Raw genomic sequence first — 23,984 nt, 5'->3', positions numbered from 1 at the left:
GACGGTAGGTACGTGCCCGCTCCGGGGCCACGGAAATAGTGCGGCCGGGGTTCCAGCGCGCGAGAACAACATGGCACGCGTTGTCGATGGCCAGAACGCGTCCCATGTTGTTCTCGAGCCTCACCTGGCCCGACGGGTTGTCGGGTCTCTAGCCGAACCAGCGGGGCAGGGTCGCCTCGTGGGCGGCGCGGGCCTCGTCGAGCGGCAGGGTGAACACGCCCTGCACCTCGACCGCCGGGCCGTGCACGTGGTCGGACTCGTCGACCGGCGTGCCGGCGCCCGGCGAGCACGACTCGGCCGTCTCCCCCAGCCGCAGCGCGGGGACGCCGCGCGCGGTGCAGAGGTCGACCAGGCGGACCTCCTCCGAGCGGGGGACGGCGACGAGCACGCGGCCCGTGGACTCGGAGAACAGGGCCTCGAACGGCGTCACGCCGTCGCGGGCGCACAGCGCCTCCAGGTCGACCTGCACGCCGACGCCGTAGCGCAGGCTCGACTCGATGAGCGCCTGGACCAGGCCACCCTCGGAGAGGTCGTGCGCGGCGTCGACCAGCTCGTCGCGGCTGGCGCGGACGAGGACCTCGGCCAGCCGGCGCTCGGCCGCCAGGTCCACGGCCGGCGGGAGCCCGCCGAGGTGGCCGTGCACGACGTCGGCCCAGGCGGAGCCGTCCAGCTCGGGGCGCGTGGTGCCCAGCAGGTAGACGGCCTGGCCGGGGGCGGTCCAGCCGGACGGGGTCGCGTCCGCGACGTCGTCGAGGACGCCCAGCACGCCGACCACCGGGGTCGGGTGGATGGCCGAGTCGATGAGGCCCGGCTCGCCCGTGCCGTTGTAGAGCGACACGTTGCCGCCGGTCACCGGCACCTCGAGCACCTGGCACGCGTCGGCCAGGCCGCGGATGGCCTCGACCAGCTGCCACATCGAGTCGGGGTGCTCGGGGCTGCCGAAGTTGAGGCAGTCGGTCACGGCCAGCGGGCGGGCGCCCGTCGTCGCGACGTTGCGGTACGCCTCCGCGAGGGCCAGCTGCGCGCCCGTGTACGGGTCGAGCTTGGCGTACCGGCCGTTGGCGTCGGTGGCCAGGGCGACGCCCAGACCGGTCGACTCGTCGACGCGGATCACGCCCGAGTCGTCGGGCTGCGCGAGCGCCGTGTTGCCCTGCACGAACCGGTCGTACTGGTTGGTCACCCACGCCTTGGACGCGAGGTTCGGGCTGGCCAGCAGCTGCAGGGCCGTCGCGCGCAGCTCGGCGTTCGTCGACGGCTTGCCCAGGGCGGCCGTGGTGTCGGCGTTCAGCCCGTCCTGCCAGGCCGGACGCGCGTACGGGCGGTCGTAGACCGGACCGTCGTGCGCGACCGAGCGGGGCTCGACGTCGACGATGCGCTCGCCGTGGTGGTCGATGGTGAGGCGGCCCGTGCCGGTGACCTCACCGATCACGGCGGTCTCGACGTCCCACTTGCCGGTGATGGCCAGGAACTCGTCGAGCTGGTCGGGCCGGACCACGGCCATCATGCGCTCCTGCGACTCCGACATGAGGATCTCGCCGGCGGTCAGCGTGGGGTCGCGCAGCAGCACGTTCTCGAGGTCGACGTGCATGCCGCCGTCGCCGTTGGAGGCCAGCTCGCTGGTCGCGCAGGAGATGCCCGCGGCGCCCAGGTCCTGGATGCCCTCGACCACGCGCGCGGCGTAGAGCTCGAGGCAGCACTCGATGAGCACCTTCTCCATGAACGGGTCGCCCACCTGCACCGACGGACGCTTGGACGGCTTGGTGTCGTCGAACGTCTCGCTGGCCAGGATCGAGGCGCCGCCGATGCCGTCCCCGCCCGTGCGCGCGCCGAACAGGACGACCTTGTTGCCCGCGCCGGACGCGTTGGCCAGGTGGATGTCCTCGTGCCGCAGCACGCCCAGGCACAGCGCGTTGACCAGCGGGTTCCCCTGGTAGGACGCGTCGAAGACCAGCTCGCCGCCGATGTTCGGCAGGCCGAGGGAGTTGCCGTAGCCGCCGACGCCGGCCACGACGCCGTGCACGACGCGGGCCGTGTCGGGATGGTCGACCGCGCCGAACCGCAGCTGGTCCATGACCGCGACCGGCCGGGCACCCATCGAGATGATGTCGCGCACGATGCCGCCGACGCCCGTGGCCGCGCCCTGGTACGGCTCGACGTAGGACGGGTGGTTGTGCGACTCGACCTTGAACGTCACCGCCCAGCCGTCGCCGATGTCCACGACACCCGCGTTCTCGCCGATGCCGACGAGCAGGTGCTCCTTCATGGCGTCGGTCGTCTTGTCGCCGAACTGGCGCAGGTGGTTCTTGCTCGACTTGTACGAGCAGTGCTCCGACCACATGACCGAGTACATGGCGAGCTCGGCGGCCGTGGGGCGGCGGCCGAGGATGTCGCGGATGCGCTGGTACTCGTCCGGCTTCAGGCCCAGCTCCGCGAACGGCTGCTCCTGGTCCGGCGTCGCGGCGGCGACGTCGACGGTGTCGGTCTGGGGGGCGCGCGCAGGTGCGGTGGTCATCGATTCCCTCGGTGGAGACCCGTGGCTCTCTCGCCGCCGTGCGGCAGCGCGGCCGACGTCGGCAGACGTGGCTCAGGATACCGGGGTGCGGAGGCCGCCCCGCGCAGCGTCCAGGACCCGCCGAGGCCCCGCGCCGACGAGCAATCCGGACCAGTTTCCGGCGGCCGTGCGCCCCGGGCAACCACCGGGACTGACCAGGACGGACGGGCCGTCGAGCGGGTGCCGCCGCGACCGCGACCGGGCCCATGTCGCGTTCCTCCGAGTTGCGCGGTTCGTCCGGCCGTGTGACGGTCAAGCCATGAAAGCGCTTCCTATGGACACCGGTGACGGCCGTCCGAGCGCTGCCCCGGTGACGATCTACGACGTGGCCGAGCGCGCCGGCGTCGGCATCGCGACCGTCTCCCGCGCCCTGCGCGGCTCGGCCCCGGTGGCCGAGGCGACCCGCGCCCGCGTGCTCGAAGCGGTGGCGGACCTGGGCTTCCGCCCCAGCCACGCCGGCACGTCGCTGGCCGAGCGCAAGCACGCCGCGAACGGCATCGTCTTCCCCGACCTGTCCGGCCCGTACTACGCCGAGGTGCTGCTCGGGTACGAGGAGACCGCCTCGCGGCTGGGCCGCAGCGTCCTCGTCCTGGCCACCCACGGCCGACCGGACCCGGCCACCGCCGTGCGCGACCTCGCCGGCCGGGTCGACGGGCTCGTCGTGCTCGGTCGCACGATCCCCGACCACGTCGTCGAGGAGCTCAGCGCGTTCGGCCTCCCGATCGTCGTCGTCGCGCGTCCCGAGGTCGCCGGCGTCGACTCGATCCGCGCCGACGGGCTCGACGCCGCACGCGCTCTCGGCGAGCACCTCGCCTCGCACGGCGTCCGCAGGGTCGCGTTCCTCGGCTCGCCCGAGGAGTCCCCCGACGTCGCCGAGCGCTGGCGCGGTGTCCACGAGGGACTCGGCAAGCACGGCATCGAGCCCACGGTCACGCCGTGCCACCTCGACGAGGCGTCCGGCGCCCGCGTCGCGGCCGGCCTGCTCGCCGTCCGCGACCGCCCCGACGCGCTCGTGTGCGCCAACGACGAGATCGCGCTCGGCGCGATCGTCGCCGCCGAGGAGATCGGCCTGCGGGTCGGGCGCGACATCGCCATCACCGGCTGGGACGACGTGATGGCCGCGCGCCACGCCCGCCCCGCCCTCACCACAGTCCGTCAGCCGATGCGCACGCTCGGGGCACTCGCCGCCGAGGTGCTGGACCAGCGCATCACCGGAAACCGCACGACCCCGCGGCACGAGTCGCTCGCCACCGACCTGGTGGTCCGCGACAGCTGCGGCCTGCACCCCTGACAGACCCCACGAGGGGCTGTCCAGGTTCGAGGAGGAACCGCCATGAGGAGATCCACGCGCGCCAGCGTCGCCGCGTTGGCCATCACGACGTTCGCCCTGACCGCCGCGTGCGGTCGGAGCAACGACACGGCCGCCCAGGACACCAGCGCCGCGCCCGTCGCCACCGGCGACGTCAGCGGCACGGTCAGCGTCTGGGCCATGGGCACCGAGGGGCAGGCGCTCGGTGAGTTCGCGAAGGCGTTCACCGAGGAGAACCCCGACGTCACGATCGACGTCACGGCGATCCCCTGGGATGCGGCCCACGACAAGATCGCGACCGCCATCGCGGCCGACGAGACCCCCGACGTCTCGATGATCGGGACCACGTGGATGGGCGAGTTCGCGTCCACGGGCGGCCTCGACGCGACGCCCGACGTCGTCGACAAGTCCACCTTCTTCCCCGGCGCCTGGGGCTCCACCGAGGTCGGCGGGACGTCGTACGGCGTGCCGTGGTACGTCGAGACCCGCGTGATCTACGTCGACACGGCGCTCGCCGAGAAGGCCGGTGTCTCGCCGACGCCCGCCACCTGGGACGACCTCATGGCCACCTCGAAGGGCATGCAGTCCGCCGGGGCGCAGTGGGGCATCAACCTGCAGCCGGGCCAGACGGGCGCGTGGCAGACGTTCCTGCCGTTCGCGTGGCAGGCCGGCGCCGAGATCATGAACTCCGACAACACGACGTTCACGTTCGACAGCCCCGAGTTCGTCAAGGCGCTCACCTACTACCAGTCGTTCTTCACCGACGGCGTCGCCCCCGAGGAGCTCCCCGACGGCACGCTCGAACCCGACTTCGTGGCCGGCAAGATCGGCGCGTTCTCGTCCGGGCCGTGGCACATCGGGATCCTCAAGGACACCGGCGGCGAGGACTTCATGAACGGCGTGACCCTGGCGCCGATGCCCAAGGACGTCAAGCAGGCGTCGTTCATCGGCGGGTCCAACCTCGCCGTGTTCAAGAACGCGAAGAACCGCGACGCCGCCTGGAAGTTCGTCCAGTGGCTGAGCCAGCCCGACGTGCAGGCGAAGTGGTACGCCACGACCAGCGACCTGCCCGCCGTGCAGTCGGCCTGGGACCAGGGCGACCTGGCCTCCGACGCGAACCTCGCGGTGTTCGGCGAGCAGATGAAGACGGCGATGGCGCCGCCCAGCATCCCGACGTGGGAGCAGGTCGCCAACGTCATCGACACCGAGCTGGAGAAGGTCTGCAAGACCGGCGAGGACCCGGCGGAGGCCGCGAAGGCCATCCAGCAGCAGGCCGAAGCGATCGGCACGGGGCTCTGACGTCATGGCCGCGACCCTGACCTCAGGGCCGGGCGTGGTGCCCGTGGGGGCGGCCGACCAGGCCGCCCCCCGGGTGCGACGCTCGTCGCCCCTGCGCCGCCGGCGCAGCATCGCCGCGTGGGGCATGGCAGCACCGTTCGTCCTGCTGTTCCTCGTGTTCATGGCGTGGCCGGTGATCTCGTCGCTCTTCATGAGCGTCACCGACATCAAGAGCCGCGACCTGCAGAACCCGTTCGCGGTCAACTTCGTCGGGCTCGACAACTTCGCGACCGTGCTCACGGACCCGACGTTCCAGAAGGCCGCGTTCAACACGCTGTACTTCGTCGTCGTCGGCGTCCCGCTGACCATGCTCGTGGCGCTCGCCATCGCGATCGCGCTGAACACCGGCATCACCAAGCTGTCCGGGTTCTTCCGGATCGGCTACTACATGCCGGTCGTCACCTCGATCGTGGCCGTCGCCGTCGTCTGGCGGTTCCTGCTGCGGCCCGAGAACGGCCTCATCAACGAGGTGCTCAGCTGGGTCGGCATCACCGGTCCCGACTGGCTGGGCAGCACGACGTGGGCGATGCCGTCCCTGATCGCCATGTCCGTCTGGCGCTCGCTGGGCACGCTCGTCGTGATCTTCCTGGCCGGCCTGCAGTCGGTGCCCAAGGCCCTGCACGAGGCGGCCGCGCTCGACGGCGCCAACGCGTGGCAGCGCCTGCGGCGGATCACCATCCCCACGATCCGCCCGACCATGCTCTTTGCCGGCGTGATCACCGGCATCGGCTTCCTGCAGTTCTTCGAGGAGCCGTTCGTGATGACCCAGGGCGGACCGCTGAACAGCACGCTCTCGGTCGCCTACCTCGTCTACAACACGTTCGGGTTCGGCAACTACGGCGTCGCCGCGGCCATGAGCTACGTGCTGTTCGCCGCGGTCGTCCTCCTGACGATCGTGCAGTTCAAGGTGCTGGGTGAGCGCGACGACGCGACCGGCCCGACCCGCCGCTGGTTCCGTCGCTCGGGAGGTGCGTCCGCATGACGACCGTTGCTGATCGACCGACAGTCACCAAGCCCCGGGGCACGGAGGGGTCGCACATCGGCGAGCCGCAGGCCCGGCCCTGGCTCTACGTGGTGCTGGGCATCGGCCTGGTGCTCGTGGTCACGCCCTTCGTGTGGATGCTGCTCGGCTCGCTGATGACCGAGGGCGAGCTGCGCGCCAACCCGCCCACGTGGTTCCCGCACAACCCGTCGCTCGACAACTTCCGCGAGCTGTTCACGCAGCTCGACTTCCCGCAGTTCTTCGCCAACTCGACGTTCGTCGCGATCGCGGTGACGCTCGGCAACCTGGTGTTCTGCTCGATGCTCGGGTACGCGTTCGCCAAGATCGACTTCTGGGGGCGCACCTGGCTGTTCCGGCTCGTGCTGGCCACGCTGATGGTCCCCGGGATGGTCACGCTGGTCCCGCTGTTCGTGCTGGTCAGCAACCTGGGCATGGTGAACACCTACTTCGGGCTGATCCTGCCGTTCCTGGCCGGGCCGTTCGGGGTGTTCCTCATGCGGCAGTTCATGCAGGGCATCCCCGACGAGCTGATCGACGCCGCGCGCGTCGACGGCGCCGGCGAGCTGCGGATCTTCGCGCGGGTGGTCATGCCGCTGTGCAAGCCCGCCCTGGCGACGCTCGCGATCCTCACGTTCCTCGGGTCCTGGAACAACTTCCTGTGGCCGCTGGTCGTGTCCAGCACCGAGCACATGTACACCCTGCCGGTCGCGCTGGCGCTGGTCAGCGTCGGGCAGAACTCGACTCAGTACGGGCTGCTGCTGGCCGGAGCCATGGTCATCGTCGTCCCGATCCTGATCGTGTTCTTCGCCCTGCAGAAGCACTTCGTCCAGGGTCTGGCGACCACCGGCCTCAAATCATGAAGGGCTCAACGATGAGACTCCGACCCCTCGCGGCTGCAGCAGCGGCCGCCGCACTCCTGGTCACCGGGGCGACGACCGCCTCCGCGGGCGGCCACCACCACGACGACGGCACGCTGACCCGCCAGGATCGCGCCGACCTGCGCCGCTGGGCCACCGACACCTGGACCTCGTTCGTCGCCATGACGGACGAGACCACCGGGCTGCCCGCCGACAACATCGAGGCCTCGCTCGACCCCGCCACCCGCTCGGGCTACACGTCGCCGACGAACATCGGCGCCTACATGTGGTCCACGGTCTCCGCCGAGGAGCTCGGGATCATCGGCAAGCGCGAGGCCCGGCAGCGCCTCGCGCAGACGCTGACGACGCTCGCGACGATGGAGCGCCACGAGCCGAGCGGCATGTTCTACAACTGGTACGACGAGCACACGGGCGCCAAGCTCACCGCGTTCCCGAGCGGCGACACGGTGTACCCGTTCCTCTCGACCGTGGACAACGGCTGGTTCGCGGCCGCGCTGATGGTGGTCCGCACCGCCGAGCCGTCGCTGCGCAAGCAGGTCGACGTGCTGCTGGACCCGATGAACTTCGCGGCGTTCTACGACGCGAACCAGTTCGGCGGCACCAGGCCCGGCATGATGCGCGGCGGCTTCTGGGCCGACGCGCCCAACGTCGAGACCGACCCGGGCACGGTCGCGGGGTCGCCTGTGTACTTCACCAAGAACCACTACGACATCACCAACTCCGAGCCGCGGATCGCCAGCTACATCGGCATCGCGCGCGGCCAGATCCCGCCCGCGCACTACTTCGCGACCAACCGCACGTTCCCGGCCAGCTGTGACTGGTCGTGGCTCGAGCAGCGGCCGGTGGGCGTCACGCGGACGTACGAGGGCATCGACGTGTTCGAGGGCGCCTTCACCTACCGCGGCATGCACATCGTCCCGACGTGGGGCGGCGACATGTTCGAGGAGCTCATGCCCGACCTGCTGGTGCCCGAGTCCACCTGGGCCCCGAAGAGCTGGGGCGTCAACCACCCGCTGGCCGTCCGTGCGCAGATCGAGCACGGCCTCGACGAGGCCGGTTACGGCTACTGGGGCTTCTCGCCCGCCAGCGACCCGTTCGCCGAGTACAACGTGTACGGCGTCGACGCCATCGGCATGAGCCCCGAGGGCTACCCGTCCGACCACGAGGCGACCAACGTCGACGCGGGCTACGACGGCTGCCGCCCGGCGACGAACCCGACGCCGACGTTCGGCGACGGCGTCGTCACCCCGCACGCCTCGTTCCTCGCACTGCCGTACGCGCCCCGGGAGGCCGTCGACAACCTGCGCAACATCGAGACCACGCTCGGCGCCTACGGGGACGGCGGCTTCTACGACTCGGTCGCGGTGCGGTCGAACACGCAGGCCAAGCGGTACCTGTCGCTCGACCAGGGCATGGTCCTGGGCGCGGTCGGCAACCTGCTGGGCAACGACGTGCTGCACCGCTCGTTCGGCACCAAGGACGTGGAGAAGGTCCTGCGCCCGCTCATCGGCCAGGAGGAGTTCTCTGCCGGGCTGGTGACCAAGTGACCGGGGCCCGCACGGACTGGGAGGCCCGGATCGGGCGTCGGTCGGACACGATGGGCGCCGGGGAGATCCCGGTGCTCGCCCCGCCCTCGGGCGTCTACGCGGCGCCTGGCGTCGGCCAGGTGACCCTGCACTGGGACCCGGTCGACGGCGCGGTCGGCTACCAGGTGCTCCGGGACGGCGTCCCGCTGGACCACCACGGCGGCGACGTGCTCGCCGTGCCGCACGGGCCGTACGCCGACACGACGGGCGAGCCCGGCGTGCCCCACCGGTACGCGGTGGCCACGGTCACCGACGTCGACGTGACCGGGCCGGCCGGGAGCGAGGTCGTCGCGGCCTCGCTGCCGGCCGACGCCCCGGCCGAGGTCGAGGTGCTGGTGGACCTGCAGTCGGTCGTGCGCGACCTGCCGCGCCCGTGGCGGCCGATGATCGGCTCGGAGCACCTGAGCCTGCTGCTCAGCGACGAGACGGTGGGCGGTCAGAGCATCGCCGCCGACCTCACCGGCGCGCTGCGCGCGGCGCACGACGAGCTCGGGGTCTCCACGGTCCGGGCGCACGCGATCCTCTGCGACGACCTCGGCGTGTACCGCGAGATCGACGGCGAGCCGGTGCACGACTTCTCCGGCGTCGACGCCACGTACGACGCGCTGCTCGCGCTCGGCCTGCGGCCGGTCGTCGAGCTGTCGTACATGCCGCGGGACCTGGCCGCGGACCCGTCCGTGACGGTGTTCGACTACGCCGCGATCGTGTCGCCGCCGAAGGACTGGGACCGCTGGGCGTCCTTGATCACGGCGCTCACCCAGCACCTGGTCGACCGCTACGGGCTCGAGGAGGTCCGCTCGCAGTGGTCGTTCGAGGTGTGGAACGAGCCCAACCTCGAGGTGTTCTGGTCCGGCACGCGCGAGGAGTTCTGGCGGCTCTACGACGTGACGGTCCGCGCGGTCCGGGCGGTCGACGACGAGCTCGTCGTCGGCGGTCCCTCCACCGCCGCCGCGGGGTGGGTCGACGGCCTGCTCGAGCACGTCGCCGGCTCGGGCGCCCCTGTCGACTTCGTCTCGACGCACACCTACGGCAACGCGCCCCTGGACCTGCGGGCGACGCTCGCGCGCCACGACCGCCAGGACGCCCAGATCTGGTGGACCGAGTGGGGGGTCAGCCCGACGCACTTCGGCAACGCCAACGACGGCGTGTTCTCCGCGGCGTTCCTGGCGCGCGGGATGCGCTCGGCGGCGGGGCGGATCCACGCCCTGTCCTACTGGGTGGTCTCGGACCAGTTCGAGGAGCTGGGCCGTCCGCCGCGGCTGCTGCACGGCGGGTTCGGCCTGCGGACCGTGGGTGAGCTGCGCAAGCCCCGCTGGTGGGCGCTGTGGCTGCTGGAGCAGCTCGGCGTGGACGAGGTCGCGGCGACCGTCACCGGTGACGGCGCGGACAGCCTGGTCGAGGCGTGGGCGTCGCGGGACGACGACCGCGTGGCGGTCGCGCTCTGGAACGGCACGCTCGACCAGACCAAGGTCGACGGGTCGGCCGAGCTCGCCCGCACCGTGCGCGTCGTGCTCGACGGGGTGCCGGACGGCTCCTGGGTCGTGCGCGAGTCGCGGGTCGACGCGGACCACTCGAACATCGCCGCCGTCTGGGCGTCGATGTCGGGCGGTGCCGACTGGCCCACGGACGAGCAGTGGTCCGCCCTGCGCGCCGCGGACGTGCTGTCGGTGACCGAGCGGCCGTGGGACGGCACCGACGTGACCGTCGAGCTGCCGAACCCCTCGATCGTGCTGGTCGAGCTGGTGCGGCCGGCTTGATCTCTCGCACGGCCGTCGTCTACCAGGTCTACGTCCGCTCCTTCCGGGACTCGGACGGCGACGGCGTCGGTGACCTCGCGGGACTGACCGCGGGTCTCGACGCCGTCGCGCGCCTGGGGGTCGACGCCGTGTGGCTGACGCCCGTCTACCGCTCGCCACAGGCCGACCACGGGTACGACGTGGCGGACCACCGCGACATCGACCCGCTGTTCGGGGACCTCGCCGACTTCGACGCCTTCGTCGCCGCGGCCCACGAGCGGGGGCTCGGCGTGGTGATGGACCTGGTGCCCAACCACGTCTCCGACCAGCACCCCTGGTTCGTCGCCGCCCGCGCCGGCGGCCCCGAGCGCGCCCTCTTCCACGTGCGCCCGGAGCCCACCGGGTGGCGGTCGATGTTCGGCGGCTCCGCCTGGTCCCCGCTGCCCGACGGCGCCTGGTACCTGCACCTGTTCGCGCCCGAGCAGCCGGACCTCAACTGGTCCCACCCGCGGGTGCGGGAGGACTTCGCGCAGACGCTGCGGTTCTGGCTGGCGCGCGGCGTGGACGGGTTCCGCGTGGACGTCGCGGGCGGGCTGGCCAAGGACCCGTCCTACGACGAGGTCCGGCGCGGTGCCGACCACCCGCACTGGGACCGGGCCGAGGTGCACGAGATCTACCGCTCGTGGCGCGAGGTGCTGGGGCCCGGCGTCCTCGCGGTCGCCGAGGCGTGGGGGCCGCCCGAGCGCACCGCCGCGTTCGCCCGGCCCGACGAGCTGGGTCAGGCGTTCGCGTTCGACGTCCTGCACACACGCTGGTCGGCGGCCGCGCTGCGCCGGACCGTCGACGCCCAGCTGGCGGCCCACCGCGCGGTCGGCGCGCTGCCCGCGTGGGTGGCGGGCAACCACGACATCGCCCGCGTCGCCACCCGCCTCGGACCCGAGCGTGCTCTCGCGCTGCACCTGTTCCTGCTCGCGCTGCCGGGGGCGTTCTACCTCTACGCGGGTGACGAGCTCGGGCTGCCCGACGCCGACGTGCCGCCCGAGGCGTGGCAGGACCCGCAGTCGCTGCGGTCCGGCGGCCGGCTGCCCAACCGCGACGGCGCCCGCGTCCCCCTGCCCTGGACCTCCGGCGCCGGCGTCGGGTTCACGACGGGCGAGCCCTGGCTCCCGATCCCCGCCGGGTGGGACGGCTACGCGCGCGACCGGCAGGAGGCCGACCCCACGTCGCCGTGGTCCGTCCTGCACGGCGCCCTCGCGGCCCGGTCGGACCTGTGGGAGTCGGAGGACCTCCGCTGGCAGGACGCCCCGCGCGGGGTGCTCGTCGCCCGGCGCGGCGACGCCGTCGTCGTGCTCAACGTGTCGTCGCGACCGTGGCCGCTGGAGCGGCTGACCCCGGGAGTCGTGGTCGCGCGGAGCAACCCGTCCGCCGATGCGTCGATCGTCACCCCATCGGAGTGTGTCTGGCTGCGCGTCGGACCGGTACGTTTCCGAGGGTGACTGCACGGGGGGCTCTGGCGACGACTCTCCTCGTCCTCGCGCTCGCGGCCTGCACCCCGGGCCACGCCGAGCCGCCCGCACCCGCGAGCCCGGTCGCGACCCCGGCACCGAGCGTCGCCACGAACCCGGACGACCCGGCGGTGGTGCGCGCGACCGGCGCCCCCCTGACCTCGGGGACGGTGACCCTGACCGTCGCCACGCCCGCCATGGTGGTGACCCCCGACCCCGACGGCTCGACCCACCTCGCCGTCCCCGGTGGCGACGCCCGGCTCGCGGCGCCCGAGGGCATGACCGTCACGGCGCTGCCGGACGGCTCGGGCGTGGTCCGCGACGGCAGCGGCACGTTCGTGGCCGGGCTGACCATCGAACCGTGGGGCGCCCGGCTGGTGCAGGTAGGCCCCGAGGTCGTCCGGCTGACGTCCGCCGACGACACCACGAGTCCGACCGGGGCCTGGTTCACGTCCGTCGCCGTGGACAGCGCGGTCTGGGGCCAGGCCGAGGGCGGTCGGTCGCTGGCGGTCTCCCCCAGCGGGTGGGCGCGCGTCGGCAGCCTGGCCGCGCAGGAGGGGTTGTGGGCGCAGGTGGTGAGCCACGCCCCGGACGCCGACACCCCCGGCATGCAGGCGCAGCTCGAGTGCCACGAGCTCGGCGCACCCGACAAGGAGACCTGGAACCTCGAGCCGTGGCGGCCGGTGGTGGACTCGCTCGAGATGATCAAGGACCGCTGCAACCCGGAGTGAGCGGCCCGGGCCCGGCCGCTGCTACGGTCGCGCGCATGCGCCGGAACCCGACGAACCGCGCATCCGGTGCGGCGGCCCTGGTCGCCGCGATCGGGTGGCTGCTCAGTGGTGCCGTCCGCGCCTCACTGGCCGGGTCGACCTGGAGCTCGGGCGCGCTGGTCGAGCTCCTGGTGCCGACGACCGGCGGCTCCCTCGTGCACAGCACCGTGCCGCCGCTGGTGCTCGCCGGCCTGGTCGGCGCGCTCGTCGTCGGCGCCGTGACCGGCCTGGTGACCCTCGTCGCGCTGCGCACCGGCGGCGCCGGCAGGCCGACCGCCGTGCTCGCCTGCTGGTTCGCCGCGGTGGCCGGCAGCGTGCTCGGCCAGCTGGTCGCCGGGCTGCTCGTGCAGGGCAGCGGCTGGCCCGTCGTCGGGTACGACCTGCCCTCGGCCCTGTGGGGCGGCCCGTACTGGGGGGTGCTGTACGGGTGGTCGGTGGGCCTGGTCGCCGTGGCGGTCCTGCGTCGCGCCGGCGTCACGCTGCGCTCGCCCGCGGGCGTCCGCGCGGGGGACGCGGCCCTGACCGCCGGCTTCGTCGCGGGACTCGGCTGGGCGTTCACCGGCCTGCTGCACCGGGGCGCGGCCGAGACCCGACCCCTGTCGATCCTGCTGTCCAACACCTCGACCGACTACCTCGACGCCCCGGGTGCCGCGCCGGTCGTGGCGTTCGTGGTGGCCACCGTGACGGTCGGCGTCGTCGCCGGCGTCGTCGCACGGGTGGCGGCGCGGTCCGTCGACGTGGCCTCGGCGCGGACGCCCTTCGTGCTGGCCGTGTGGCTCGGGTCGGTGCTCGCCGCCTCCGTCGGCCCCGTCGTGACCGCGCTAGGCTACGTCGTCGGCACGGGCGACGACTGGTCGCTCGGCGTCGTGCTCAACGTGCTCGCCGCGACCCTGCCGACCAACGCGCTGTGGGGCCTCCTGTACGGCTGGCTCGTCGCGCTCGCCGCACTCGCGGTGCTGCTCCGCACCAACCCGTCCGCCGCCGCGACGACCGAGCCCCACCTCCCGGCGCATCGCGCGCCGTAGAGATGGGGCTCGGGGCGCGTCAGCGCGTGTGCTTCTCCGGGCGGGGAGCCTCGCCGGACGCACGCTGCGCCCGGTAGTAGGCGCGAGCCTCGTCCTGCCGCTCCTGCTCGGCACCGGACGCGATCGGCGCGCGCAGGTGCGCCTGCTCGTAGCCGAACGCGTCGACCAGGCTCTGCGCGTGGGGGCGCAGCCGGGCCAGCAGGCGGTCGATGTACGACGTGACCGTGCGGGCGCGACCTGCCGAGAGCCGGCCGTTGAGCAGGTACCAGGTGAGGTTGCGCTCGACCACCGTCAGCCCGAACAGGTCCCGCACCCACGTGAGGATCTGCTTGGTGCCCGGGTCGGTCACGCGCTCGAGGGCCGCCGTGAACGACTCCCACTGGACCAGCTCGGCGTGCGCACGCGCGGCCGCGATCAGCTCGTGCTGGTGGGCGTTGAACAGCGCTGCAGCCGTCGCCGCGTCGGCCTTCTGGGCCGGGCGCAGGGCCTGGGCGACCTCGGCCACCATCGTCTCGACCCGGTCCACCAGCAGCTCGCGCTGGGTCGACGTCTCGCGCAGCTGGCCCGCCGAGCGTCGGGGGTCGCCCACGTCGGCGATCGTCTGCACGGCCCGGTGCAGGGGCGTGCGATACCGGGCGGCGTCGGACGCGCGCTCGGCCACCATCCGTGCGACCTTGGTCGCGTCGAGGTGCTTGAAGCCCTTCGCGTAGTCGGCGAGCAGGCGCTTGCCGACGAGCTGCAGCAGGACCGTGTTGTCGCCCTCGAACGTCGCGTAGACGTCCATGTCGGCGCGCAGCCCGGTGAGCCGGTTCTCGGCCAGGAAGCCCGCGCCGCCGCAGGCCTCGCGGGCGACCTGCAGGGTGTTCAGGGCGTGCCACGTCGACGCCGGCTTGAGCGCGGCGGCGAGCGTCTCGAGGTCCTCGCGGGTCTCGGGGGTGTCGTTGCGGCCCGAGAACACGTCGTCGAACGCGGCGAGCAGGTCCTCGTGCGCGAACCCGGCGGCGTACGTCTCCGCGAGCAGCGGGAGCAGGCGGCGCTGGTGCTCGGCGTAGTCGAGGATGACGACCTCGTCCGTCGGCGAGGCGGCGTTGAACTGCCGGCGCTGGTTGCCGTACGTGATCGCGATGGTGAGGCCCACGCGGGCGGCCGTGACCGCGGCGCCGTCCAGCGAGACGCGGCCCTGCACCAGCGTGCCCAGCATCGTGAAGAACCGGCGGCCGGGGCTGGCGATCGGCGACGAGTAGGTGCCGTCCTCGGCCACGTCGCCGTACCGGTTGAGCAGGTTGGTGCGCGGGACCCGCACGTGGTCGAACCAGAGCCGGCCGTTGTCGATGCCGTTGAGGCCGCCCTTGAGCCCGTCGTCCTCGCCGCCGACGCCCGGCAGGAACTCCATCGTGCCCGCGTCGYGGATCGGGACGTAGAACGCGTGCACGCCGTGGTCCACGCCCTCGGTGACCAGCCGGGCGAACACCGTCGCGGCCGTGCCGTGCTGGCCGGCGTTGCCGAGGTAGTCCTTCCAGGCCGCGCGGAACGGCGTGTGGACGACGAACTCCTGCGTGGCGGGGTCGTACGTGGCCGTGGTGCCGATGGCCGCGACGTCCGAGCCGTGGCCCGTCTCCGTCATCGCGAAGGCACCCGGCACCTTGACCGAGAGGGCGTCCGCGAGGAACTGGTCGTGGTTGCGCTCGGTGCCCAGGTGGTAGATCGCCGACGCGAACAGGCCCCACTGCACGCCCGACTTGATCTGCAGCGACGGGTCGGCRTGCGTGAGCTCCTCGAACCGGGCCAGGAAGCCGCCGTGGTCCTCGGCGCCGCCGAACCGCTCGGGGAACGAGCGGTGCACGTCGCCCTCGGCCGCCAGCAGCCGCAGCTGGCCGATGACCCGCTCGCGGTGGTCGGCCAGCGACTGGCCCTCGATGCGGTGGAAGCGCTCGTCGCGCATCAGCGTGCGGGCCGCCAGGCGCAGCTCCGGGTAGTGCCCCAGGAGCACCTGGTGCAGGTGCTCGATGTCGATGTTGGTGACGTCGGCGTCGAGGCGCGGGTCGCCGGAGTCGGGCGCCTCGACCGTGGGGCGGGGGGCGGTGGTGGTCATCGAGAGTCCTCCGGGGCGATCGTGTGGTCAGGGGTGGTGCGGTGACGGTCACGGGCGAGCAGCCCGACGGGTCCGGCCCAGAGCCAGGCGGCGACCTGGGCGGTGATCTCTTCGCGGTCCGCGCTGGCCGGGTCGTCGCGGTGGGCCAGCCACCACTCGCCCGAGCCGCGGACGAAGCCGACGGCGCCGGCGGCCCAGGACTCGGCCAGGGCGACGCGGGCGGCCAGCGCGTCGGTGTCCGCCGCCTCGCCACCCTCGGGGCGCCGGGCCGTTCGCCGGCCGTCGGCGTGCTCCTCGGTCAGCCCCMGCGCGAACGGCGCGGCGACCAGCGCGGTGACCGAGTCGAGGAAGTGCCCCAGCGGGCCGCCGGACTCGACCGAGCCGTTGCGGGTCACGAACGCGTAGACGTTGGGCGACGACTCGATCATCTCGAGGTAGACCGCGACCATCGCCCGCAGGCCGTCGCGCGGGGTCGGCGCGATCCGCAGGACGCCCTCGAGCGCCCCCTGGATCTGCAGCACGACGGCCTCGGCGACGGCGATCTGCAGGCCCGTCTTGTCGGCGAAGTAGCGGTAGACGATCGACTTGGAGGTGCCCGCGGCGGCCGCGATCTCCTCCATCGACACGTCGGGGCCCTTGTGGTGCACGGTACGGCGGGCGATGCGCACCAGCTCGGCGCGACGGGCCTCGCGGTGGTCGGCCCACCGGGTGGACCGGCCGTCGGCCGCGAACGCGTCCTCGGGCGGTCGCCGGTTGGTGGGGGGCACGGGAAGGGCCGGTCGCGCACGACCGGCCTCGGTGGTCAGCAGGGTGAGGGCCGTCGCCTTCGACGGGCCCGGTGTGACAGGGCTCACGAGACCGAAGGTATCAGGTACTGTGGGTTTCGGACACCACGAGCGCACTCGCTCGACTTCCCTGCGCTCAGTGCCGACTGCGAGAGGAACGCGCCCCCATGGCCCGTCGCACCCCCACCCCGACCGTGAGGCCCGCCTACGTGCTGGGCGGCAACCGGATCCCATTCGCCCGCGCCGGCGGCCCGTACGTCCGTGCGAGCAACCAGGACATGCTGACGGCCGCGATCGACGGGCTCGTCGCCCGCTTCGGGCTCCAGGGCGAGCGCATCGGCGAGGTCGCCGCAGGCGCCGTGCTCAAGCACAGCAAGGACTTCAACCTCACGCGCGAGTCGGTCCTCGGCTCCGCGCTCTCGGCCGAGACGCCCGCGTACGACGTGCAGCAGGCCTGCGCGACCGGGCTCGAGACCGTCGTGTCGCTGAGCAACAAGATCCGGCTGGGCCAGCTCGAGTCCGCGATCGCCGGCGGCGTCGACTCCACGTCGGACGCCCCGATCGCGGTGAGCAACCGCCTGCGGCGCGCGCTGCTCGACCTCTCCCGCGCCCGCAGCACGAAGCAGAAGCTGGCAGCGCTCGCCCAGATCCGCCCGAAGGACCTCGCACCGTCCGCCCCGAGCACGTCCGAGCCGCGCACGCACCTGTCGATGGGCGAGCACCAGGCGCTGACCACGGCGCAGTGGGGCATCACGCAGGCCGCGCAGGACGAGGTCGCGCTGGCCAGCCACCAGCGGCTCGCCGCCGCCTACGACGACGGGTTCTTCGACGACCTGGTCACCCCGTTCCGCGGGCTGACGCGCGACGCCAACCTGCGCGCCGACTCCTCGCTGGAGAAGCTGGCGAAGCTCAAGCCCGCCTTCGGGCTCACGCTGGACACGCCCCCGACCATGAYGGCCGGCAACTCGACGCCGCTGTCCGACGGCGCCTCCGTGGTGCTGCTCGGGTCCGCCGACTGGGCCGCCGCGCACGACCTCGTGCCGCTCGCGTCGCTGGTCGACGCCGAGGCCGGCGCGGTCGACTTCGTGCACGGCGACGACGGGCTGCTCATGGCCCCCGCGTTCGCCGTGCCGCGCCTCCTCGCCCGCAACGGGCTGACCCTCGACGACGTCGACCTCATCGAGATCCACGAGGCCTTCGCGGCCACCGTGCTGACCACGCTGGCGGCCTGGGAGTCGGCGGAGTTCGGGCGCGCCCGGCTCGGGCTCGACGGGGCGTTCGGCACCGTCGACCGCGCCAAGCTCAACGTGCACGGCTCGTCGCTGGCCGCGGGGCACCCGTTCGCCGCGACCGGCGGGCGGATCATCGCGACCGTGAGCAAGGAGCTGCACCGTCGCAAGGCGGCGTCCGGGTCCGACGCCCCGGTGCGCGCGCTCGTGTCCGTCTGCGCAGCCGGCGGGCTGGGCCTGACCGCGATCCTCGAGGCGGCCTGACCATGACCGACACCTACCTCAACCTGGTCAACAGCGGGTTCACCAAGAAGCTGGCCAAGCAGCTCGGCCTCCCCCAGCCGGCTCCCCTGCGCCGCTACGAGCCGGGTCAGCCGCTGGTCGCCGGCGCCGTCCTGCTCCTGGGCCGCGGCGGCGAGGCCGACGCCCTGTCGCGGGTGCTCGCCGCCGACTGGGACCTCGACGTGCACCGCGACGCGACGCCCGGCACGCGCTACTGCGCGGTCGTCCTGGCGCTCACCGAGCTCACGCACCCCGACCAGCTGGCCGAGCCGGTGCTGGCCGCCGGTGCGCTGCTCAAGTCGCTCCCGCGCGGCGCGCGCGTGGTCACCGTCTCGCGTGCCGCGGGACCCGACGACGCTCCCGCGGTCGCCGCCGCGCGCCAGGGGGTCGACGGGTTCCTGCGGTCGCTGGCCAAGGAGCTGCGCGGCGGCTCGACGGGGAACGGCATCGTGCTGGCCGACGACGTTGCCGTCACCGCCGTGTCCGTGCTCGGCGCGCTGCGGTTCTTCCTGTCGACGAGGTCCGCGTTCGTCGACGGGCAGCTGCTGGCCGTGGACTCGTCGGCCGGCGCGCTGCCGCAGGACTGGGAGAAGCCGCTGGCGGGTCGCGTCGCGGTGGTCACGGGCGCGGCCCGCGGCATCGGCGCCTCGATCGCCGACACCCTCGCCCGCGACGGGGCGACGGTCGTGGCCGTCGACGTGCCCGCCGCCGGGGAGCAGCTCGTCGCCGTCGCCAACCGGGTGCGCGGGACCGCCCTGCAGCTCGACGTCACGGCCGACGACGCCGGTGCGCGCATCCTCGAGCACGCGCTGCAGCGGCACGGCCGGCTCGACATCGTGGTGCACAACGCCGGCATCACGCGCGACAAGCTGCTGGCCAACATGTCCGCGGACACGTGGGACCCGGTGCTCGCGGTGAACATCGCGTCGCAGCTGCGGATCAACGAGGCGCTGCTGACGTCCGGCGACTTCACGGACGCCCCGCGCATCGTGTCGCTGGCGTCGACGTCGGGCATCGCCGGCAACCGGGGGCAGACCAACTACGCGGCGTCCAAGGGCGGGGTCATCGGCATGGTCCGCGCGACCGCGCCGCTGCTCGCGGCGTTCGGCGGCACCGCCAACGCCGTCGCCCCGGGATTCATCGAGACCGAGATGACCGCGCGGATCCCCGCCGTCACGCGGCAGGTGGCCCGTCGGCTCAACTCGCTGCAGCAGGGCGGGCAGCCCGTCGACGTCGCCGAGACCGTCGCGTTCCTGGCCTCGCCCGCCGCCGGCGGGATCACGGGCCGCGTGCTGCGCGTGTGCGGGCAGAACATGGTGGGCCAGTGACGACGACGGTCGTCCTGCCCGGGGTCCCCGGGCTCGGCCGGCTGTACGCGCGCGGCGCCGGGCTCGCCGTGGCACACAAGGTCCGGTCAGCGCCGTCGGTGCTCCCCTCCGTGGACTACGCGGTCCGGGGTGTCCGGGCCTCGTCGTCGCACCTGACCGACTACCAGCACCTGCTGGGCGAGTCGGCCTCGGACCAGCTCCCCGCGGGCTTCGTGCACGTGCTCGCGTTCCCCGTGGCGACCGCCCTCATGGCCCGGTCCGACTTCCCGCTGTCGCTCGTCGGGCTGGTGCACCTGGCCAACCGGGTCACGCAGCTGCGGCCCCTCTCGCTGTCCGACGCGCTCGACGTCCGCGCGTCCGCCGCCGACCTGCGCCCGCACCGCTCCGGCACGCAGGTGGACCTGGTCACCGAGGTCTCCGTCGACGGCTCGCTCGCCTGGCGCGGGGTGTCCACCTACCTGGCACGCGGGGTGTCCCTCGCCGAGGCCGCTGCGTCGCCCGCCGACGAGCCGACACCCTTCGTCCCGCCGACCCCGACCGGCCGCTGGACGCTCTCCGGCGACGTCGGCCGGCGGTACGCGGCGGTGTCCGGCGACCGCAACCCGATCCACCTGTCGGCCCTGTCCGCGAAGGCCCTCGGGTTCCCCCGGGCCATCGCGCACGGGATGTACACGGCCTCCCGGGCGCTGGCCGACGTCGGCGCCGGCCGGGGGGACGCGTTCGACTGGTCGGTCGAGTTCGTGAAGCCCGTGCTCCTGCCCGGGATCGTGACCGTGCGGGTCGCAGGGTCACGGTCCGACGGGTTCACGTTCGCCGGCTGGGACGCCCGCTCGGGCAGACCGCACCTGACGGGCACGGTCCGCCCGCTCGCCTGAGGATCGGCTCAGAGGTCCGCGGGGCGCAGGACGAACGTGATCGCGTGCGCGATCTGCACGTTGCCGGCGTTGAGGTCCAGCTTGCCGGGGATGAGGAACGGGTTGAGGTCGTTGCGGTCCTGGTCGCGCAGCTGCACGATGCCGAAGCGCTTCGAGATCACGTCGACCGTGAACGTGCCGCCCTGCGCGGTGGTCAGGACCGCGTTGTCGCTGGCCAGCGCGGTGCCGGAGTCGATCGTCGCGCCCGGGACCACGTGGTAGAGCAGCACCTGCTCGAGGGCGTCGATGCCGACGGCGCCGGCGAGCGCCGTGAACACCTGCTCCTCGGTGAAGTACCACCGGTGCGTCAGGTCCTTGGCCAGGTACTGGAACGCGCGGTCAGTCGGCAGGAAGGCCGTCAGCGGGACCGTGCCGTCCGCGAGGACCGCGACCGGGCTCGACGGCTTCGCGGCCAGCACCGCGCCGACGGCCTGGTCGAGGATGTCGAAGTCCCGCCAGTTGCGGTCGAACGTGTCCCCGTCCGACGCGAGCAGGGCGGCGAGGCTCGCCGTGCCCGTCGGCGGGGCGGAGGCGGTGGCGGCCGGCGCGAGGGCCAGCCCCCGCCGGCGACGACCCCGGCGACGAGCAGGACGGACAGCGTGCGACGGATCCTCATGGTGGGCTCCTACGGACGAGGGTCGCGGCCGACGCCCCTGCGCCGCACCGCGCGGGCACCGGTGGGCGCCCTGTGTCCTCTTCGCCCGATACCGGCCGGCCGGATGCACCTCGTGGTCGTGAGGTCGTGAGTTTGCGATGACGTCGTGAGTTGCGGCTACCGACGTCGTCGGAAGCTCACGACCTCGCGGTCGGTGGGGTCCGCGGTTCGGTCGCACCCTCACGAGCGCCCGCGAACACCGCCGACGCGACGATGCTGAACGCGACCCCCCAGACCGTGAGGCCCGCGTAGATGCAGACGGTCCCGACCCCGATGAACAGCGCCGTCTGCGCAGCGACCCGAGGCCCGCGCCGAAGCCGGTGACGCGAGGCGGGAGCCATCCATCGGGCCCAGATCCCGATGGCCACCGCGGGGAGCCCGACCGCGAGCGCGACCGAGGCCGCCGTGCCGGTCCCGAGGCGCCAGCCGGACACCACCAGCAGCGCGATCATCACGAGCTCGCACAGGAACGCGAGCACGCCGAGCACGCCGACGCGAGGGACGACGGGTGGCTGCTGGGGCTCGCTCACGGAGCCATCATGGCGAGTCGCGCCGGCGCGAACGCGTGACTTCGCGACGAGCGCGGCAGTTCGAGCTGCCGCGTTGGTCGACAACTGCCGCGTTGGTCGACAACTGCCGCGTTGGTCGACAACTGCCGCGGTCGACTCTGACGAGATCCGAGCCTCAGACCCACAAGCCCGTCGGGCGCCGGGCTCGAGAACGTCAGTTCGCAACGAGAACGGCACATTGAAAGGACGTTCTCGCGGCGGTGTGACGTTCTCGGCGCGGTCGGGTGGAGGTCAGTCGTCCAGGGCCGGGCCGCAGGCTGCCGCCGCCGTCGCCGCCAGGTGGTCCAGGCCGTGGACCGCGAGGAGCGGGCGGGTGTCGTCGACGACCGCCCAGCAGCCGTCGACCACCTCGTAGCGGACGGCCGGGCCGTCTGCCAGGTACTGGCTCAGGGCCACGACCAGGCGGTCGACCGCCTCGCTCGTCGTCCCCACGCCCACCGACGCCCGGATGGCCCCGCCGGACGCACCGAGGTGCGCGAGCAGCGGGTGGGCGCAGAACCGGCCGTCGCGGACGCCGATGCCGTGCTCGGCGGCGAGGTACGCGGCCACCAGGCCCGGGTCGTGGTCCGGGACCGTGAACGTGATCACGCCGACCGGCGGCGCGGAGTCCGGCCAGATGCGCGCGACCTCGACGCCGTCGATGCCGGACAGCCCCTCGACGAGGCGGGCCCGCAGAGCCTCCTCGTGCGCGGCGAGGGCGCCGGCGGGGAGGGCAGCCAGCTGGTCGCACGCCTCCGCCAGCGCGATCGCGCCGAGCACGTTGGGCGAGCCCGCCTCGTGCCGCGCCGGTGCCGGCTGCCAGACCGTCCGATCGGCCCGCACGTCGCGCACCGCACCTCCCCCTGCGAGGTACGGCGTGCCTGTGTCGAGCCAGTCGCGGCGGCCGACGAGGGCCCCCGCGCCGAACGGTGCGTACGTCTTGTGCCCCGAGAACGCGATGTAGTCGGCGTCGGTCGCCGCCAGCGAGAAGCCGCGGTGCGGCACCAGCTGGGCGCCGTCGACGGCCACGCGCGCACCCTCGGCATGGGCGAGCGCGACGACCTCCTCGATCGGCAGCGCCTCCCCCGTCACGTTGGACGCGCCCGTGATGGTGACCAGCGCGTACGGCTGGCGGGCAAGCTCGGCGCGCAGGGCGTCGAGGGTCGCGGCGACCGTGTTCTTGATCGGCAGGATCGTCGTGCGGTTGCCGTGACGCCCCGTCGACTGCACCCACGGGAGCAGGTTGGCGTGGTGCTCGACGTCCAGCACGAGGACCCGGCCGCCCTCCGGCACCACACCGGCCAGCAGGTTGAGCGAGTCCGTGGTGTTGCGCGTGATGATCGCGACGTCGTCGGGACGGGCCTCGACGAACCGCGCGATGGTCTGGCGCGCGGACTCGTACAGCGCGGTGGACACCTGCGAGAGGTACCCGGCGCCGCGGTGCACGGAGGCGTAGAGCGGGAGCACCTCGGTCACCCGGGCCGCGACCGACTCCAGCGCGGGGGCGCTCGCGGCGTAGTCCAGGTTGGCGTAGACCCGCTGGGACCCGTCCACGAGCGGCACGGTGGTGGTGCCGCCGACGACGGGGAGCAGGGCGCTCACCTCGTCGGCGGAGGCACACGAGAGGCGCTCGGCGATGGCAGTCATGGTGGTCCTCCGACACGATCCGGGGGACCCCTGGGAGGTGGAACCCCGCGCTTGCCGAGCCCCGGACGGGACGCGGCCAGGTCGTCACCCGGGGCACCCCACCGCGGAGGAGGGTTGCCGGCCAGCGAGCCGGGGCTTGTCGCTGGCGCTCATGACCTGCAACGAGGGTCCCGGCAGGCCCGGGCGCCTGTCAACGCACCTCGGGGTTCGTCTCGGATGTCGGGACGGCTTGTCCACCAGTTGGAGCGACGGTACCGCCGCGCGTAGCATCACCGGCACCATCCAGAGCGGCCGAGAGATCTGGCTCGACGACGCCGCAGCAACCCGCGGGCACCTTGTGCCCGGCCGAGGGTGCTACCGCCAGGACCGATGAGACGAGGAACTGCATGAGCTACGCCGGCGACCTGACCCCCCAGCAGGCCTGGGACCTCCTGACCTCCGACGAGACCGCCGTGCTCGTCGACGTCCGCACCGACGCCGAGTGGCGCTACGTGGGCATCCCCGACTCCGCGCCGCTCGACGGGCGCGCGGCGCTGGTCGAGTGGGTGTCGTACCCGTCGGGACGGCCGAACCCGCAGTTCCTCAAGCAGCTGGCCGACGCCGGTGTCGGGGCCGGGCGTCCCGTCGTGTTCCTGTGCCGCTCGGGCGTCCGCTCGATCGCCGCCGCGCAGGCCGCCACCGCCGCGGGGCTCGGCCCGGCGTACAACGTGCTCGAGGGCTTCGAGGGCGACGTCGGCCCCGACGGCCACCGCGGTCACTCCGGCTGGCGCGCCGCCGGCCTGCCGTGGCGGCAGGCGTGCGCC

General features: G+C 73.3%; 19 protein-coding genes and 2 riboswitches. Of the genes, 13 read left to right on the top strand and 6 right to left on the bottom strand.

The window, feature by feature from the left end; translation table 11 throughout:
• Nucleotides 1-148: 148 nt before the first annotated feature.
• A complete protein-coding gene (gene purL, locus ACXJKG_RS02685) occupies nt 149-2,512 on the bottom strand; it encodes a phosphoribosylformylglycinamidine synthase subunit PurL (RefSeq protein ID WP_456844218.1) in 2,364 nt (787 codons plus the stop codon).
• 298 nt (nt 2,513-2,810) lie between these two features.
• On the opposite strand from purL, the gene ACXJKG_RS02680 reads away from it, so the two are divergent.
• Genes ACXJKG_RS02680 through ACXJKG_RS02640 form a run of 9 tightly spaced genes read left to right on the top strand, consistent with a single transcriptional unit; the run spans nt 2,811 to nt 13,701 of the window.
• The gene (locus ACXJKG_RS02680) at nt 2,811-3,842 is read left to right on the top strand and encodes a LacI family DNA-binding transcriptional regulator (protein ID WP_456844217.1); all 1,032 of its coding nucleotides are present in this window, start codon (nt 2,811-2,813) and stop codon (nt 3,840-3,842) included.
• 42 nt (nt 3,843-3,884) lie between these two features.
• Nucleotides 3,885-5,159, top strand: coding sequence for a sugar ABC transporter substrate-binding protein (locus tag ACXJKG_RS02675; RefSeq protein WP_456844216.1), 1,275 nt, complete (start codon nt 3,885-3,887; stop codon nt 5,157-5,159).
• A 4-nt stretch (nt 5,160-5,163) separates the two neighbouring features.
• Entirely contained in the window at nt 5,164-6,180 is a 1,017-nt protein-coding gene (locus ACXJKG_RS02670; protein WP_456844215.1) for a carbohydrate ABC transporter permease, read from the top strand.
• Nucleotides 6,177-7,061, top strand: a complete 885-nt coding sequence (locus tag ACXJKG_RS02665; protein ID WP_456844214.1) for a carbohydrate ABC transporter permease — start codon at nt 6,177-6,179, stop codon at nt 7,059-7,061. Before ACXJKG_RS02670 ends, ACXJKG_RS02665 begins: the two co-directional genes overlap by 4 nt.
• A gap of 11 nt (nt 7,062-7,072) precedes the next feature.
• The gene (locus ACXJKG_RS02660) at nt 7,073-8,626 is read left to right on the top strand and encodes a glucoamylase family protein (RefSeq protein ID WP_456844213.1); all 1,554 of its coding nucleotides are present in this window, start codon (nt 7,073-7,075) and stop codon (nt 8,624-8,626) included.
• Entirely contained in the window at nt 8,623-10,422 is a 1,800-nt protein-coding gene (locus tag ACXJKG_RS02655) for a GH39 family glycosyl hydrolase (protein ID WP_456844212.1), read from the top strand. Before ACXJKG_RS02660 ends, ACXJKG_RS02655 begins: the two co-directional genes overlap by 4 nt.
• The gene (locus ACXJKG_RS02650; RefSeq protein WP_456844211.1) at nt 10,419-11,897 is read left to right on the top strand and encodes an alpha-amylase family glycosyl hydrolase; all 1,479 of its coding nucleotides are present in this window, start codon (nt 10,419-10,421) and stop codon (nt 11,895-11,897) included. Before ACXJKG_RS02655 ends, ACXJKG_RS02650 begins: the two co-directional genes overlap by 4 nt.
• Entirely contained in the window at nt 11,894-12,637 is a 744-nt protein-coding gene (locus ACXJKG_RS02645; RefSeq protein WP_456844210.1) for a DUF2599 domain-containing protein, read from the top strand. Before ACXJKG_RS02650 ends, ACXJKG_RS02645 begins: the two co-directional genes overlap by 4 nt.
• Nucleotides 12,638-12,672: 35 nt before the next feature.
• The gene (locus tag ACXJKG_RS02640) at nt 12,673-13,701 is read left to right on the top strand and encodes a hypothetical protein (protein ID WP_456844209.1); all 1,029 of its coding nucleotides are present in this window, start codon (nt 12,673-12,675) and stop codon (nt 13,699-13,701) included.
• Between the two features lie 19 nt (nt 13,702-13,720).
• On the opposite strand, the gene ACXJKG_RS02635 is transcribed toward ACXJKG_RS02640, so the two are convergent.
• Together ACXJKG_RS02635 and ACXJKG_RS02630 are read right to left on the bottom strand one after the other, a co-directional pair.
• Entirely contained in the window at nt 13,721-15,793 is a 2,073-nt protein-coding gene (locus ACXJKG_RS02635) for an acyl-CoA dehydrogenase family protein (RefSeq protein ID WP_456844208.1), read from the bottom strand.
• Nucleotides 15,790-16,647 carry a TetR/AcrR family transcriptional regulator gene (locus ACXJKG_RS02630; RefSeq protein ID WP_456844207.1) on the bottom strand — a complete coding sequence of 286 codons (858 nt, stop codon included), beginning with the start codon at nt 16,645-16,647 and terminating at the stop codon, nt 15,790-15,792. Before ACXJKG_RS02630 ends, ACXJKG_RS02635 begins: the two co-directional genes overlap by 4 nt.
• A 98-nt stretch (nt 16,648-16,745) precedes the next feature.
• On the opposite strand from ACXJKG_RS02630, the gene ACXJKG_RS02625 reads away from it, so the two are divergent.
• The 3 genes from ACXJKG_RS02625 to ACXJKG_RS02615 are packed head-to-tail and all read left to right on the top strand — an operon-like array spanning nt 16,746 to nt 20,292.
• On the top strand, nt 16,746-18,071 hold the full coding sequence (locus tag ACXJKG_RS02625) for an acetyl-CoA C-acetyltransferase (RefSeq protein WP_456844206.1): 1,326 nt from the start codon (nt 16,746-16,748) through the stop codon (nt 18,069-18,071).
• 2 nt (nt 18,072-18,073) lie between these two features.
• A complete protein-coding gene (locus tag ACXJKG_RS02620) occupies nt 18,074-19,417 on the top strand; it encodes a 3-oxoacyl-ACP reductase (protein WP_456844205.1) in 1,344 nt (447 codons plus the stop codon).
• Nucleotides 19,414-20,292 carry a MaoC family dehydratase gene (locus ACXJKG_RS02615; RefSeq protein WP_456844204.1) on the top strand — a complete coding sequence of 293 codons (879 nt, stop codon included), beginning with the start codon at nt 19,414-19,416 and terminating at the stop codon, nt 20,290-20,292. Before ACXJKG_RS02620 ends, ACXJKG_RS02615 begins: the two co-directional genes overlap by 4 nt.
• Before the next feature lie 8 nt (nt 20,293-20,300).
• On the opposite strand, the gene ACXJKG_RS02610 is transcribed toward ACXJKG_RS02615, so the two are convergent.
• From ACXJKG_RS02610 to ACXJKG_RS02600, 3 genes are all read right to left on the bottom strand, one after another.
• Nucleotides 20,301-20,750, bottom strand: coding sequence for a fasciclin domain-containing protein (locus ACXJKG_RS02610; protein WP_456844203.1), 450 nt, complete (start codon nt 20,748-20,750; stop codon nt 20,301-20,303).
• A 373-nt stretch (nt 20,751-21,123) separates the two neighbouring features.
• Nucleotides 21,124-21,516: a YrdB family protein gene (locus tag ACXJKG_RS02605; RefSeq protein ID WP_456844202.1), complete on the bottom strand. Its 393-nt coding sequence runs from the start codon at nt 21,514-21,516 to the stop codon at nt 21,124-21,126.
• Between the two features lie 270 nt (nt 21,517-21,786).
• Nucleotides 21,787-23,181 (bottom strand): aminotransferase class V-fold PLP-dependent enzyme, encoded by a 1,395-nt coding sequence (locus ACXJKG_RS02600; RefSeq protein WP_456844201.1) that lies wholly within the window; start codon nt 23,179-23,181, stop codon nt 21,787-21,789.
• A gap of 42 nt (nt 23,182-23,223) precedes the next feature.
• Nucleotides 23,224-23,338, bottom strand: a riboswitch (SAM riboswitch).
• A gap of 118 nt (nt 23,339-23,456) precedes the next feature.
• Nucleotides 23,457-23,557: riboswitch (SAM riboswitch) on the top strand.
• A gap of 10 nt (nt 23,558-23,567) precedes the next feature.
• On the opposite strand from ACXJKG_RS02600, the gene ACXJKG_RS02595 reads away from it, so the two are divergent.
• Nucleotides 23,568-23,984, top strand: a 417-nt coding sequence (locus ACXJKG_RS02595) for a rhodanese-like domain-containing protein (protein ID WP_456844200.1), incomplete at its 3' end; no start/stop codon positions are given.

The sequence above is a fragment of the Cellulomonas sp. P5_C6 genome (assembly GCF_054049635.1).
This window is presented reverse-complemented; position numbering and strand designations above follow the sequence as displayed.